Raw genomic sequence first — 13,868 nt, 5'->3', positions numbered from 1 at the left:
CGGAGGCGCGGCGCGTCATCGGTAGACCGCGAAGGGCTTGTCGGAGTTGAACACCTCGGTGGTGACCATCGTCGACCACTGTCGGGCCAGGCCAAGTTCGCGGACCGCTCCCCACATGCAGTACCAGTTGAGGATCTCGTGCTGTCCGGCCTCCACGATCTCGGCGGTGGTGACCTCCTCCAGCGCCTCGTAGTCGTCGGCGAGCATCAGCGCGTACAGCCGCTGGTCCGCCTCCACGTCGGGGCGGATGTGCCAGAGGCGGTCGGCCAGGAAGGCGTGCGACCAGCTGGAGGAGGCCACGAAGGCGACCCGCTGGTCGCGTTCGGCGAAGTGCCGGGCGATGGCCGCGCCCAGTTCCATGCAGCGGCGGGGTGTCGGGCCGGAGGGGTCGAGGCTCTCCTCCTCGATGTCGGCGAAGCGGGCCAGCCCGCCCTTGCGGGCGATGGCGTGCTGTCCGTAGCAGTTCACCGTCACCGGCAGGAGCCGGTAGGGCAGCTTGGCGCCGGCGTTGTCGTAGTCGAGGAAGAGTTGGGTGTTGAGGATGGCGTGGGGGAAGTGGGCGCCGGCCCGCTTCCGGTAGGAGTACGCCATGTCGAACCCCCGGCGGATCAGCCCGTCCGCCAGCTCCTGCGCCCGGGCCGCGTCCCCGTGCAGCACCACTGTGCTGTCCTCGGGCAGCCCCCACTGGTTCGGGCTGCCCCGCTCGTTCATCACCTCGAACGCGGGGACCTCCAGGTCGCCGTAGGCCAGGACGCAGAAGGGGGGTACGACCTCCTCCCGGAAGTTCTCGTACTGGTCGTCGCCCCACACCACCACGTGGTCGGGCGCGAAGGCGTCCAGCTCCGCGCGGCAGCGCCGCAGCCCGTCCACCAGCGCCCGGCGGTGCCCGGCGGCGGCCGAGCGGCCCTCGTCCGTGCCCCACTCGGCGCGCATCCGCTCCGACCAGTTGGCCGGGTCCTTCTCCTCCTCGGGTATCGCCTCGTCACGGAGGGTCCAGCGCAGCAGGCCGGCCATGTGCTCGTCGGTGCCGGCCAGCATCGGGTAGTGGGTCATGCCCAGGGCCATGAATCGGCTCGTCGTCACTTCTCCTCCATCTCTCACGCCCACGGGCGCGTCGGTACCGCGTCGGGCTCAGTAGTCGACGGGCATGACCAGAACGCTGGAGGTGCCGTGGTGCAGCCAGTTCACCCCGTCCTCGTCCGGCTCGTGCGGGAGCACCTCGACGGTGGTGAAGGGGACGCCGCTGGAGTCGTGGGTCCCGACGATGATGTTGACGTCACAGCCCACGGACCTCACGTGAAGGATCTTGTCGGGCACGTCCGTTGTGTGGTCCACGATCCGCATGGTGTCTTTCCGCCTCACCTGGTGGGTCCGCTCCTTGGAGCGTGAACGTAGGACGGCGGGGGCGTTTCACGGTGCCGGTGTTCCGGTGGCCGGAACACCCCGGAAATCCGTCGGCAACAGCGTGGAAATTCTCTGTTCCAGCCATTGGAACTCCCCGGCGAAGGAACTCACCCGCCCTCCTACGGTGCGAAACGAGGGGTGACGAGCCGACGCCCCGGAAACACATGACAGGCGGAACGCATGAGCGAACACGTGGTCACCCCGAATCCCCCGGACGCGAAAACCCTCAGACGCGTCGTGACCGCCGGATTCCTGGGCACGACGATCGAGTACTACGACTTCTTCATCTACGGGACGGCCGCCGCGCTGGTCTTCCCCAAGGTCTTCTTCCCGACCCTGGGCGACGCCGCCTCGGTCGCCGCCTCCTTCGCCACCTTCGGGGTGGCCTTCGTGGCCCGGCCCCTGGGCGGCCTGCTGTTCGGCCACATCGGCGACCGGCGCGGGCGGAAGACCACCCTGGTGATGACCCTGCTGATCATGGGGCTGTCCACCGCGCTGATCGGGCTGCTGCCCTCGGGCGACTCCATCGGGACACTGGCGCCCCTGCTGCTGGTCGCGCTGCGCTTCCTCCAGGGCCTGGCGGTGGGCGGTGAGTGGTCCAGCGCGGCCCTGTTCGTCGGGGAGTACGCGCCCCGGGAGAAACGGGGCCTGTACGCGCTGTCGCCCACCCTGGGGACCTCGGCCGGCATCCTGCTGGCCACGGTCGCCTTCCTCCTCGCCGGCGGCACCCTGTCCAACGACCAGTTCCTCAGCTGGGGTTGGCGGCTGCCGTTCCTGTTCAGCGTGGTGCTGGTCGCGGTCGGCATGTGGGTACGGCTGCGGGTCTCGGACACCCCGGTGTTCCGTGCCGCCGCCGAACGGTCCCGGGACGAGGCCGCCCGCCGCGCGCCCCTGGTCCAGCTGTTGCGGCACCAGGGGCGGGAGACCGTGCTGGCCTCGGGGACCGTGCTGATGTGGATCTCGTTCTTCTACATCGGCTCGGTCTACATGACGAACTACGGCACCGAGACCCTGGGCTTCTCCCGCAACACCATGCTCACCGTCAACGCGCTGGCCATCGGGGCGAACATCATCGGCAGCGTCGCCGGGGCGTGGCTGTCCGACCTGTGGGGCCGGCGCACCGTGATGATCGCGACGGCCCTGGTGGCCGTACCCCTGGCCTACGTGCTGTTCGCCCTGGCCGACACCGGGGAGCTGGTCCCCCTGGCCCTGGGCATCTCGGCGGTGCTGTTCTGCGTCGGCGCCGCGAGCGGCACCACCACCGCCTTCCTGCCGGAGATCTTCCACACCTCCTACCGCTCCACGGCCACCGGGGTCTCGTACAACCTCGGCAGCCTGCTGGCCGGGGCGGTGCCCCCGATCGTCGCGGCACCCCTGCTGGCCGCCTACGGCAGTGCGGTCGTGGCCTCGATGCTGGCGCTGCTCGCCGCCCTGAGCGCGCTGTCGGCGCTGCTGCTGGGCGAGACCCGGGGGCGTTCGCTGCACGACCACCCGTCCGCGCCCCGGGAGGCGCTGGCGGACGGCGCCACCGTCCCGCCGGAGCCGTCCCTCACCTACGAACCGCCGGTCAGCCCCAAGGGAGGAGCCGCGACATGACCACCGAGTACGTGATCGACGACCGTGAGAACCACCTGTTCCAGGTGAACCGCGAGGTGTTCACCTCGCCGGAGGTGTACGAACGCGAACGTCGGCGGATCTTCGACCGGACCTGGCTGTACGTGGGGCACGAGAGCGAACTGCCCCGCAGGAACGACTTCCGCACCCGCGACGTGGGCGGACGTTCGGTGATCTTCAACCGGGACCGGACCGGCCGGGTACGAGTGCAGCTCAACACCTGCCTGCACCGGGGTGCGGCCCTGTGCCGCCACACCAGCGGCAACGCCAAGATCTTCACCTGCTTCTACCACGGCTGGGCCTACCGCAACTCCGGTGAGCTGGTGAACGTGCCGGCCAACGAGGACTACGCGGTCTCCCCGGTGGACGTCTACAAGGCACTGCCCTCGCCCCGCACCGACTCCTACCGGGGCTTCTGGTTCGTGAACTTCTCCGACGAGGGCCCCGGGCTGGCGGAGTGGCTGGGCACCTCCACGTACCTGTTCGACCTGGTCACCGACCAGAGCGAGGAGGGCATCCAGGTACTGGAGGGGTCCCACCAGTACACCCTGGAGGCCAACTGGAAGCTCCTGGTGGAGAACAGCGTGGACGGCTACCACGCCAAGTCGGTGCACCACACCTACTTCGAGATGATGCTCGAACTCGGCCAGACCCCGCCGATGTTGGGCGACGCCTCGACCAACGGCGTGCCCCCGGCCGGCCTGGGCACCGAGTTCGGCAACGGCAACGCCACCCTGATGTACCCCGGCAACGGGCTGCCACTGGCCAACGACCACGTACGGTCCTCGCTCGCCGCGATGCGGGAGCGGGCGGTGGAGCGGTTCGGGGAGTCCTACGCCACGGCGGTGTTCAACCTGGCGCGCAACTCGGTGTACTTCCCGTCCTTCGTGATGATCGACCTCAACTTCGGGATGATCCTGCGGACCATCCACCCGCTGGGGCCCGCCCGTACCGAGGTGTCCAGCTGGCACATCGCGCCCCGGGGCCTGGACGAGGAGTCCCTGCGCTACCGGGTGGACAACGCGCTGACCTTCTGGGGACCGGCCGGGCTGGCCACCCCGGACGACGTGGAGGCGCTGGAGCAGGCCCAGCGCGGTTTCGGCGCCCGCCGTGAGATGGCCTGGTCGGACATCTCCAAGGGGATGGGCAAGAAACGGCCGGCGGCCAACGACGAGTTGCAGATGCGCGCCTGGTGGCGGCAGTGGAACAGGTCCATGACCGGGCGTGAACTGCCGCGCGAGGTCGAGGAGTTCGTGCCCTTCGACCGCGCCGGAACCCGTGACGGGCACCAGGCCGAGTCCGTACTGCCGAGGGGATGACCGATGACGACCGAGACCGTGGACCTCAGCCTCTCGGCGCTCCGCCTGCGGGTGGAGGAGTTCCTCTACCGCGAGGCGGCGTTGCTGGACGACTGGCGGCTGGAGGAGTGGGTGGAGCTGTTCACCCTGGACTGCACCTACGAGGTGCCGGCCGCCGACCACCCGGACGGCGACCCGGGGACGACCTGGTCGCTGATCCACGACCGCCGCACCATGCTGGAACAGCGGATCATCCGGCTGAAGAAGCCGGAGGCGCACGCCGAGTTCCCGCATTCCCGCACCAGCCGGATCATCGGCAACGTGATGGTCGAGGAACGTACGCCGGAGACCATCACCGCGCGTTCCACCTTTCTGGTCTCCCGGATGAAGGCGGGAAAGTTCGACCAGTACGCCGGCCACTACCGGTACGAACTCGTACCGCACCGGGACGCCTTCCTGATTCGCCGGAAGAAGGCCGTACTGACACACGACCGACTGGCACCCCAGGGAAAGATCAGTTTCGTCCTGTGAGGGCCGCGAACCGAAGGCGGGGAAATGACCGGTAACCAGATGCTGGAAACGTGGAAATCGGTGTGCGATACCGGGGAGTTGGAGGACGGGGAATCCCTGACCGTCGCCCCCGGGACGATTCCGGGGGTCGACGAACCCGTCGCCCTCTATCGGGTGGACGGCGAGTTCTTCGCCACCTCCGACACCTGCACCCACGAGAAGTGGTCGCTGGGCGAGGAGGGCGAGTTGGAGGGCCACGAGGTGGTCTGCACCCTGCACAACGCGCGCTTCGACGTCCGGGACGGACGCCCCCTGTGCTTCCCCGCGGTACTCGGCCTGCGCCGCTACCCCACCCGGGTCGCGGAGGGACAGGTCTACGTCGGGCCGGAGGAGGCCGGCAGTGACGACTAGACGCTTCGTCGACCGTACGGCGGTGGTGACCGGCGCGGCCAGCGGCATCGGCCTGGGCATCGCCCGACGGCTGCGCGAGGAGGGCGCCCGGCTGGTCCTGGGCGACCTCAGCGCGGAGCAACTGGCCCTCGCCGTCGACGACTGGGGAGCCGAGCCGCACGAGGTGCGCACTCTCGCGGGCGACCTGAGCGACCACGCGGACGCCGAGGAACTGCTGAGGGTGGCCGTCGAGGACTTCGGCGCCGTGGACGTCCTGGTCAACTGCGCCGGCGGCGGGGTGATCCGGGCCACCCCGGAGCACACCGAGGAGACCCTGCGGGCGACCGTCGACCGCAACCTGTGGACCACCCTCTACTGCACCCTGGCGGCCCTGCCCCACATGACCGGACGCGGCTACGGACGTGTGGTGAACGTCGGCGCCGAGTCGGTCCGCAACGGGCTGTACCGGCACGCGGTCTACAACGCCGCCAAGGGCGGCGTGCACGCCCTGGCCACCGGGCTGGCCCGCGAACTGGCGGAGACCGGAGTCACCGTGAACACCGTGGCACCGGCCTGGGTCGTCACCCCCGAGGCGCGGCGACGGCTGGAACAGGCACCGCCCGAGGAACGCGAGGACACCGAGCGGTTCCACGAGCAGATCCGCGCCACCATCCCGATGCGCCGGCCCGGCACGGTGGAGGAGGTCGCCTGCGCGGTGGCCTTCCTGGCCTCGGCCGAGGCCTCCTTCATCACCGGCCAGACGCTCAGCGTCAACGGCGGCAGCTCGATGCTGTGAAGCACCCGTCCACCACCGGCGCACCCGCGCGCGGGAACCGCCAGCGGGACCGCAAGCACACACCCCACACACGAGGAGGGAGACGGACATGCCCCTGTCCGAGGCACCCGCGTCGGTCGCCGTCCTGGGGGGCGGCCTGGCGGGCGTGACCGTCGCCAGACAGCTGCGACAGGACGGCTACCAGGGCGAGTTGGTGATCGTGGACCCCGAGGGGGCCCCGTACGACCGGCCCCCGCTGAGCAAGGGCTACCTGGCCGGTCAGGCCACGGCCGAGAGCCTGCTGCTGGCGCCCCGTGACTGGTACGGGGAGCAGGGGATCGAACTGGTCACCGGTCACGTGGAGTGGCTGGACCCGTCCGAGCGGAGGTTCCAGCTCACCGACGGCCGCCAACTCGCCGCCGAGGCCGTGGTGTTGGCCTGCGGAGCACGGGCGAGACGACTGCCCGTACCCGGAGGCGACCACCCGGCGCTGAGGACCCTGCGCGGTCGCCGGGACGCGGACCTGCTGCGGGCCGAACTGGCCCCGGGCACCCGCCTGGTCATCGTGGGCGCCGGCCTCATCGGCGCCGAGGTGGCCTCCACCGCGCTGGCGGCCGGGGCCGAGGTCACCCTGGTCGACCCCGCCGACCCGCCACTGGCCCAGGTGGTCGGCCCGGACCTGGCCGAGGTCCTGCACACGATGCACCGGGACCGGGGCGTGCGGGTGGTCACCGGACAGGTGGCCCGGGTCAGTGAACGCGGCGACCAGTTGGTGCTGCACGTGGACGGTGCCGAACTGGTCGCCGACACCGTGCTGGTGGCGGTCGGCGCCGTCCCGCACACCGCGCTGGCCGAGGCCGCCGGTCTCGACACCGACCACGGAATACTGGTGGACGCCGAGCAGCGCACCAGCGCCCCGGGGGTGTACGCGGCCGGCGACTGCGCCCGGCGCCGCCGGCCGGACGGCACCCTGCTCCCGGCGACCGAGCACTGGGACGCCGCCCTCCACCAGGGCCGGGTGGTGGCCGCCGCCCTGCTGGGCCAGCCCGCTCCCACCGAACCGGTGCCCTGGTTCTGGTCCGACCGCCACGGCGTCCACCTGGAGTGCGTGGGCAGCGTGAACGGGCCCGGCCGCACCGTCCGCCGCCCCGGGCCGAGGGGCGGCCCGGAGTCCGTACTGCGGCTGGGCCCGGACTCGGCGCTCCTGGGCTGCGCGGCGGTGGACGATCCCCGACTGGTGCGCGCGGCCCGCAGGTTGGTCGCCGCCGGAAGCCCCGTCGACGAACGGGCCCTCACCGACCCCGGAGTGGACCCGCGCAGACTCACCCGCTGACACCCGGCTCCGGCCGGTCTCACCCTTCGAGGAACACTGATGCGAACATCCGGCAACATCCGCTCCCCGCTTTCGGGCGGCGGCTCCCCCGACGACCCGGACCGGTACGCGGCCCTGGGCGCCCGGCTGTGGGAGGCGGCCCGCGCCGTACGTCCCCTCGACCCGGTGCGTGAGGTGCTGGGCGACGACCCGGCCGCCGCCTACGCGGTACAGGGCCACCTCAACCAACACCGCCGCGCCCTCGGCGCCCGGCCGGTCGGACACAAGGTGGGCCTCACCTCCCCCGCCGTACAGCGCCAACTCGGCGTGGACGAACCGGACTTCGGGGTGCTGTACGACGACATGGACCGCTCCGGGGACCGGCTGGTCGACCTGGGTTCGCTGATCGCGCCGAAGGTGGAGGCGGAGGTGGCCTTCGTGCTGGGCGCCGACCTGGACGGGCCCCTGGACCCGGACACCGTACGGGCCGCGCTCGACCACGCGGTGCCCGCCCTGGAGATCGTCGACAGCAGGATCCGGGACTGGGACATCTCCCTGACCGACACCGTCGCCGACAACGCCTCCTCCGCCCTGTTCGTACTGGGCGACCGGCGGACCCCCGTGGGGGACACCGACTTCCGCGCGGTGCGCATGGAGATGTACGCCGACTCCCGACCGGTCTCCACGGGGCGCGGGTCGGACTGCCTGGGTGACCCGCTGGCCGCCGTGCGGTGGCTGGCCGCCACCCACCAGCGGCTGGGTTCGGCCCTGCGCCGGGGCGACGTCGTGCTGTCGGGTGCCCTGGGGCCGATGGTCCCGGTGACCGCCCCCGGCACCTACCGGGCACGGGTGTCGGGTCTGGGCGAGGTGGACGTGCGTTTCGAGGGAGGTGAGGCGAGGTGACCACCACCAAGGCGGCCATCATCGGCTCCGGCAACATCGGTACCGACCTGCTGATCAAGGTCCTGCGGCTGTCCGAGGTCCTGGACGTCGCGCTGTTCGTGGGGATCGACCCCGACTCGGACGGGCTGGCCCGCGCCCGACGGCTGGGGGTGGAGACCACCCACGAGGGAGTGGAGGGGCTGCTCGCTTACCCGTCGCTCGACCGGATCGAGGTGGTCTTCGACGCCACCTCGGCCCGGGTGCACCGCGCCCACCACGAGGCGCTGGCACCCCTGGGCAAGCGGCTGGTGGACCTCACACCGGCCGCGATCGGGCCGTACGTGGTGCCGGCGGTGAACCTCACCGAGCACCTCGACGCCCCCAACGTCAACATGGTGACCTGCGGGGGCCAGGCCACCATCCCCGTCGTGGCGGCGGTGTCCTCGGTGGTGCCCGTGGAGTACGCCGAGATCGTCGCCTCCATCGCCTCCCGGTCCGCCGGCCCCGGCACCCGGGCCAACATCGACGAGTTCACCGAGACCACCCGGCTGGCCATCGAGCGGGTCGGGGGCGCCCGCCGGGGCAAGGCGATCATCGTGCTCAACCCGGCCGAACCGCCCCTGATCATGCGGGACACGGTGCTGTGCCTCACCGACCGGCTGGACCCGGCGACCCGGGAGCGGGTGGCCCGCGCGGTACGCCAACGGGTCGACGCGGTGGCCGACTACGTACCCGGCTACCGGCTCAAGCACCAGGTGCAGTTCCTCGACCTGCCCCCACAGGTCCCCACCCACACCCTGGGCAACGGGCGGGGCGCCTCCGCCCCCGAGCACCGCCCCCGCACCCAGGTCACGGTGCTGCTGGAGGTCGAGGGGGCGGCCCACTACCTGCCCGCGTACGCGGGCAACCTCGACATCATGACCTCGGCCGCGCTGCGCGTCGGCGAGGAGATGGCCCTCCGGGGCCGGCGGGAGGTGGCCGCGTGAGTGGCGAACAGCGCCTGTACGTACAGGACGTGACCCTGCGGGACGGGATGCACGCCATCCGCCACCGCTACCGCCTGGACGACGTACGGTCCGTCGCCCGGGCCCTGGACCGGGCCGGCGTGGACGCGGTCGAGGTCGCCCACGGCGACGGGCTCGCCGGCTCCAGCCTGACCTACGGCCCCGGGGAGCACACCGACTGGGAGTGGCTGGAGGCGGCGGCCGAGGTGATGGAGCACGCCACCCTCACCACCCTCCTCATCCCGGGCATCGGCACCATCGAGGACCTGCGCCGGGCGCACTCCCTGGGCGTGCGCTCGGTACGGGTGGCCACCCACTGCACGGAGGCCGACGTCTCCGCCCAACACATCGCCACCGCACGGGAGTTGGGCATGGACGTGTCCGGCTTCCTGATGATGAGCCACATGGCCCCCGCCGACGCCCTGGCCGAACAGGCCCGGCTGATGGAGGACTACGGCGCCCACTGCGTCTACGTCACCGACTCCGGCGGCCGGCTGACCATGGACGACACCAGGGAACGGGTACGCGCCTACCGCGCGGTGCTCCGCCCGGAGACCCAGATCGGCATCCACGCCCACGAGAACCTCTCCCTCGCGGTCGCCAACTCGGTGGTGGCCGTGGAGGAGGGAGCCACCCGGGTCGACGCCTCCCTGGCCGGACAGGGTGCCGGCGCCGGCAACTGCCCCCTGGAGGCGTTCGCCGCCGTGGCCGAACTCCACGGCTGGGCCCACGGCTGCGACCTGCACGGCCTCCAGGACGCGGCCGACGACCTGGTGCGCCCACTCCAGGACCGCCCGGTCCGGGTCGACCGGGAGACACTCACCCTGGGCTACGCCGGGGTCTACTCCAGCTTCCTCCGCCACGCGGAGGCGGCCTCCCGCACCTACGACCTGGACACCCGCGACATCCTGCTGGAGGTCGGACGCAGGGGGCTGGTCGGCGGCCAGGAGGACATGATCACCGACGTGTGCCTGGAGTTGCTGAGCCGGTCCGCCCCCGACGGGTCCACGCGGGAGGGTGCGCCGGTCGACCTCGCCGAGGCCGGCTGACCCCCGTACCGGCCCTCCGGGACGGCCCCCGGGCGGAGCGGGACCGCCCGGGGGCGCCGGCCTTTCCCGGTACCGCTCTGTCCCGGGGCGCCTTCGGCGGGACCCGGTAGGGTTTCGCGGATGAGCGCCCCCGACCCCGACCTCGACCGGCTGTTCCCCCCGGCCGACCGCCCGGACCCGCCCGCCAGCGCCGAGCAGGTGACGCGGGCCCAGCGGGAGTTGGGGGTGGCCTTCCCGTCCGACTACCGGGAGTTCCTCACCCGGGTGGGATCGTTCAACGGCCACCTCAACGGGGCCCTCGCGGACGGCAGGGCCTACCAGAGGTTCTTCGACGTGGCGGAGGTGGTCAGCTGCTCCCAGGACTACGACGACCTCCCCTGGGCGTGCGCGGTCGTCGGGGACACCGGCGCCTCCTGGAAGTACGTGCTGCGGGAAACCCCCGACGGCGGTGGGGAGTTCGTCCTCTACGACTTCGGCTCCGACGACGTACTGGAGACCTACGGGGACACCTTCGCCACGCTGCTCCGGGCGGTCACGGCGGACCTGTAACACCCACCCGCCCCCGGTGTGGGGCACCCTCGCGGGACGACTCCCTCCCCCACGAAGGCGGTTGACGCTCCGTCACGGCCCGTCGAACCCGCCCGCGAGGACGGTCTCCGCCCGGAACTCCCACGGCTCCCCCAACCCCCCTGGTCGAGGGGCGATTTCGGTCCCTTCACCCGTGGCGCTCCCCCAGCCCCTCAGGCATCACGTGTATGGGGCAGTCATCAGCGGGGGATGTTACTGGGGAAACCCGGGCGATCCCCGGTGGACAACATGCACGAGGGTGGGCTGAGGACTCATGACCAGAGAAAGCCGCTGGGCCTTTCGGGACGACCGCGACTGGGAGGTCACGGCGTCACGACGACCACGCCGCATCGTCGCCTACGCACAGGCCGCCGCGGTCCTTGAGGACCTGGGCCTGCCGGTGGCCGGGGTGTTCGGCTCGGTGCACGACGAGGACGGGCTCGACCCGGTCAAGGCGGCCACCCTGGCACCCTCCGGCGCCCCCTACCTCGGCGCCGGCTCCTCCCTCACCGCCCCGGTGATCCTCGCGGCGGAACCGGACCTGCTGGTGTCGGTCACCTACGACGGCAAGCAGCTGTACGGGGTCGGCCCGGAGGTCGCCGCCGAGGTGGAGGCACTCGTTCCCACCGTGGCCCTCGGCGTGGGGGCCGGGCACCGTCTGTTCTCGCTGCGCGACCGCTTCGTGGAACTGGCCCGCTCCCTGGGCGCGGAGCCGAGCGGGGACACCGCCTCCGACGCCACCCACACCGCGCTGGCCCGGAGCACCGAGGAGTTGCGGGGGACCGCCGCCGAGGCCGAGCGGGTACGGGTGATGGCCCTCTCCCCCGCCGGACCGGACCGGGCACACGTGGCCCGCCCCGGCGCCTGGCCGGACCTCCAGGAGCTGACCGAGGCGGGGGTGCGCCTGCTGGACATGCCGGGCCCCGGCGCCAACTGGTCCACCCTGCCCTGGGAGGAGGTGGTCGAGGCCGCCCCGGACATCGTCCTCGCCGACGTACGCGGCAACGCGACGCCGATCGGGGGACTGGAGACGGTGCCGGCCTGGCAGCGGCTGACCGCGCGGGCGACCGTGCTGCCCTGGAACCCCGAACTGCCCTGCACCTCCGGCGCGATCAGCGACCTGTTCGCCACGGTCTCCGCCGCCCTGCGCCAGAAGGCCCGCGAGCTGACCCCCTGACCTCGGGGCGGTGCGGGGCGGGCGCCGCGTGGGCCGCCGTTCCGGGCGGCCCCGATCAGCTGGACGGTTCCCCTCGCGTGCCCCCCGGTACGCGTCCGCGCGTACCGGGGGGAATCTCCCTCTACGGGAGCTTCGCGAACTCCTGTGCCACGGCGGAGTGATGAGCGAGGGGGTCACCTTCCCCAGCCAGGGCCTCAGGGTCGCCGGGCTGCTGTACCTCCCCGACCCCGGGGCCACACCCGGCCGTGGTCATCGGACACCCGGTCACCAGCGTGAAGGAGCAGTCCCCGGCGCACCACAAGCCCACGACCAGGACCCCGTCCCCAGGCCCTCCCGTACCTCGCCCCCAACACGTCGGCGTCCCGTTCGAGGTGCTCCGCGAAGGCATGAACGGCACCAACGGCACCGCCCACGAAGCCCGCACCCACGACCGCCACCGGTCTCGTCCCGGAGGCCCTTGCCCCCGTCGCCGTACACCGGGTGTCAGCGCCGGGTACCGGACCGTACTCGCGCGGTTCCGGCCACTGGCCGCTCCCCACCTCGGCCCTCCTGGCCCCGGCGGGAGCCACCGGGAGCCCCGGGAACACCTGGCGGACGGACCTCGCTCACCCTCGCCCGCCGAGGACGGCACCCTGGCGGATTTTTTTCGGTCGGCCCCTGGCGCGATCCTTCACCGGCACCCGTGGCACCGCCCGAGGCGTCGAACTGCGCGTGTTTCCCCCGCGATCACGCGCGGTACGCCGGAGTGCGCCCCTCCGGGCCGGTCCCGGTGCCGGATTCCCGCGTTGACGCTGGCTGACGTGCTGATTAGCGTCCCGCTCCATGACCGACCGAGTTCCGCAGGACACCGTCGACGAGCTGGACCGCCGTGTGATCGCGGCGCTCCAGCTCAACGGCCGTGCCCCGTGGAGCGCGGTGGCCCGATGGGTGGGCGCCAGCGAGACGACGGCCCAACGCCGCTACCGCTCCCTGTGCGAGCGGGGGCTGCTCCGGGTCGTCGGCACCATGGAACTGGACCGTACCGGGGAGGGCTCCTCCATGCTGGTGCGGGTGCAGGCCCTGCCCGGGCGGGGCCTGGACCTGGCGGCGAAGCTGGCCGCCAGCCCCGACGTGCGCTTCCTGGCCGTGGTCACCGGCAGCGCCGACCTGATCGTCGACTTCGTCGCCCGCGACAACGACGAGATGATGCGGATGCTGTTCACCGACCTGCCCGGTGCCGAACTGATCACCAGTACCGAGGCGGTGGCCGTCATCCGCGCGTTCACCTCGGCGGCGGTGTGGGACACCGGACTGCTGCCGCCCGAGGCGGCCAGGGAACTGCGTCCCGCCTCGCTGACCTCGTCGTGTGAACGCGACGACTGGGACCGGGCGCCACAAGCGCTGACCGGTCTGGAGCAGGACGTGGCGGCGGCGCTCAAGGACGACGGCCGCCTCCAGGTCAGCGTGCTGGCCCGACGGCTGGGGCACACCGAGTCCAGCGTGGCACGCGCCATGGACCGGCTGATCTCCCGTGGCGTCCTCCAGTTCCGCACCCTGGTGGAGCCGCGCCTGCTCGGTTACGAGGCCGAGTTCATGGTGTGGCTGTCGATCGAGCCGGACCGGCTCGACTCGGCCGGGCGCCAGCTCGCGCGACACCCGGGGACGAAGTTCCTGGGGGCGGCCACCGGCCGCTTCAACCTGGCGGGCCACATGGTCCTGCCCCGCCGTGCCGACCTGTTCCGCTACACCAGCGACGTCATCGGGGCCCTACCCGGACTGATCGCCTACGACGTGACCCTGCACCTCGCCACCCTCAAGTACTCCTGGCACCTGATGGACCACACCATCTGAGCCGCGGCCTCCCCCGCCGCGCACGACCGCACCACCCCTCCCCCTCCGGGCCGTGC

The 13,868-nt window shown here is 72.0% G+C and carries 14 protein-coding genes; 12 read left to right on the top strand and 2 right to left on the bottom strand.

Going from position 1 to position 13,868, the window contains the following annotated elements; all coding sequences use genetic code 11:
- Positions 1-15: 15 nt before the first annotated feature.
- Entirely contained in the window at positions 16-1,083 is a 1,068-nt protein-coding gene (locus ABZT14_RS19165) for an extradiol ring-cleavage dioxygenase (protein ID WP_356304016.1), read from the bottom strand.
- Between the two features lie 48 nt (positions 1,084-1,131).
- Positions 1,132-1,335 carry a hypothetical protein gene (locus tag ABZT14_RS19160; protein ID WP_356304013.1) on the bottom strand — a complete coding sequence of 68 codons (204 nt, stop codon included), beginning with the start codon at positions 1,333-1,335 and terminating at the stop codon, positions 1,132-1,134.
- A gap of 249 nt (positions 1,336-1,584) precedes the next feature.
- Between ABZT14_RS19160 and ABZT14_RS19155 the strand changes: the two genes are divergently transcribed.
- The 12 genes from ABZT14_RS19155 to ABZT14_RS19100 all read left to right on the top strand — a co-directional run bounded on the left by ABZT14_RS19155 (position 1,585) and on the right by ABZT14_RS19100 (position 13,812).
- Positions 1,585-3,000, top strand: a complete 1,416-nt coding sequence (locus ABZT14_RS19155; protein WP_356304010.1) for an MFS transporter — start codon at positions 1,585-1,587, stop codon at positions 2,998-3,000.
- Positions 2,997-4,337 carry an aromatic ring-hydroxylating dioxygenase subunit alpha gene (locus ABZT14_RS19150; protein WP_356304007.1) on the top strand — a complete coding sequence of 447 codons (1,341 nt, stop codon included), beginning with the start codon at positions 2,997-2,999 and terminating at the stop codon, positions 4,335-4,337. Before ABZT14_RS19155 ends, ABZT14_RS19150 begins: the two co-directional genes overlap by 4 nt.
- A gap of 3 nt (positions 4,338-4,340) precedes the next feature.
- Positions 4,341-4,847, top strand: a complete 507-nt coding sequence (locus ABZT14_RS19145) for an aromatic-ring-hydroxylating dioxygenase subunit beta (RefSeq protein ID WP_356304004.1) — start codon at positions 4,341-4,343, stop codon at positions 4,845-4,847.
- 24 nt (positions 4,848-4,871) lie between these two features.
- Positions 4,872-5,237 carry a Rieske 2Fe-2S domain-containing protein gene (locus ABZT14_RS19140; protein WP_356304001.1) on the top strand — a complete coding sequence of 122 codons (366 nt, stop codon included), beginning with the start codon at positions 4,872-4,874 and terminating at the stop codon, positions 5,235-5,237.
- A complete protein-coding gene (locus ABZT14_RS19135) occupies positions 5,227-6,012 on the top strand; it encodes an SDR family oxidoreductase (RefSeq protein ID WP_356303998.1) in 786 nt (261 codons plus the stop codon). The genes ABZT14_RS19140 and ABZT14_RS19135 overlap by 11 nt, the downstream gene beginning before the upstream one ends.
- 88 nt (positions 6,013-6,100) lie before the next feature.
- Positions 6,101-7,324, top strand: a complete 1,224-nt coding sequence (locus ABZT14_RS19130) for an FAD-dependent oxidoreductase (protein ID WP_356303995.1) — start codon at positions 6,101-6,103, stop codon at positions 7,322-7,324.
- A 39-nt stretch (positions 7,325-7,363) separates the two neighbouring features.
- The gene (locus ABZT14_RS19125; protein WP_356303992.1) at positions 7,364-8,206 is read left to right on the top strand and encodes a fumarylacetoacetate hydrolase family protein; all 843 of its coding nucleotides are present in this window, start codon (positions 7,364-7,366) and stop codon (positions 8,204-8,206) included.
- Positions 8,203-9,171, top strand: coding sequence for an acetaldehyde dehydrogenase (acetylating) (locus tag ABZT14_RS19120; protein WP_356303989.1), 969 nt, complete (start codon positions 8,203-8,205; stop codon positions 9,169-9,171). The genes ABZT14_RS19125 and ABZT14_RS19120 overlap by 4 nt, the downstream gene beginning before the upstream one ends.
- Positions 9,168-10,238: a 4-hydroxy-2-oxovalerate aldolase gene (gene dmpG / locus ABZT14_RS19115; protein WP_356303987.1), complete on the top strand. Its 1,071-nt coding sequence runs from the start codon at positions 9,168-9,170 to the stop codon at positions 10,236-10,238. The genes ABZT14_RS19120 and dmpG overlap by 4 nt, the downstream gene beginning before the upstream one ends.
- Before the next feature lie 120 nt (positions 10,239-10,358).
- Positions 10,359-10,787 (top strand): SMI1/KNR4 family protein, encoded by a 429-nt coding sequence (locus ABZT14_RS19110; RefSeq protein WP_356303984.1) that lies wholly within the window; start codon positions 10,359-10,361, stop codon positions 10,785-10,787.
- A gap of 292 nt (positions 10,788-11,079) precedes the next feature.
- Complete coding sequence (locus tag ABZT14_RS19105) at positions 11,080-11,982, top strand: ABC transporter substrate-binding protein (protein ID WP_356303981.1); 903 nt, start codon at positions 11,080-11,082, stop codon at positions 11,980-11,982.
- A gap of 822 nt (positions 11,983-12,804) precedes the next feature.
- On the top strand, positions 12,805-13,812 hold the full coding sequence (locus ABZT14_RS19100; protein ID WP_356303978.1) for an Lrp/AsnC family transcriptional regulator: 1,008 nt from the start codon (positions 12,805-12,807) through the stop codon (positions 13,810-13,812).
- The last annotated feature ends 56 nt before the right edge of the window (positions 13,813-13,868 follow it).

The sequence above is a fragment of the Streptomyces sp. NPDC005438 genome, from assembly GCF_040606315.1.
Classification (GTDB): Bacteria; Actinomycetota; Actinomycetes; order Streptomycetales; family Streptomycetaceae; genus Streptomyces.
The sequence above is the reverse complement of the archived record's forward strand: the minus strand, read 5'-3'. Positions and strand labels throughout refer to the sequence as shown.

Bases quoted from the DNA above. Each gene is read 5' to 3' on its own strand.
- ABZT14_RS19155 (WP_356304010.1), top strand. From the start codon at position 1,585: ATGAGCGAACACGTGGTCACCCCGAATCCCCCGGACGCGAAAACCCTC.
- ABZT14_RS19150 (WP_356304007.1), top strand. From the start codon at position 2,997: ATGACCACCGAGTACGTGATCGACGACCGTGAGAACCACCTGTTCCAG.
- ABZT14_RS19145 (WP_356304004.1), top strand. From the start codon at position 4,341: ATGACGACCGAGACCGTGGACCTCAGCCTCTCGGCGCTCCGCCTGCGG.
- ABZT14_RS19140 (WP_356304001.1), top strand. From the start codon at position 4,872: ATGACCGGTAACCAGATGCTGGAAACGTGGAAATCGGTGTGCGATACC.
- ABZT14_RS19130 (WP_356303995.1), top strand. From the start codon at position 6,101: ATGCCCCTGTCCGAGGCACCCGCGTCGGTCGCCGTCCTGGGGGGCGGC.
- ABZT14_RS19125 (WP_356303992.1), top strand. From the start codon at position 7,364: ATGCGAACATCCGGCAACATCCGCTCCCCGCTTTCGGGCGGCGGCTCC.
- ABZT14_RS19110 (WP_356303984.1), top strand. From the start codon at position 10,359: ATGAGCGCCCCCGACCCCGACCTCGACCGGCTGTTCCCCCCGGCCGAC.
- ABZT14_RS19105 (WP_356303981.1), top strand. From the start codon at position 11,080: ATGACCAGAGAAAGCCGCTGGGCCTTTCGGGACGACCGCGACTGGGAG.
- ABZT14_RS19100 (WP_356303978.1), top strand. From the start codon at position 12,805: ATGACCGACCGAGTTCCGCAGGACACCGTCGACGAGCTGGACCGCCGT.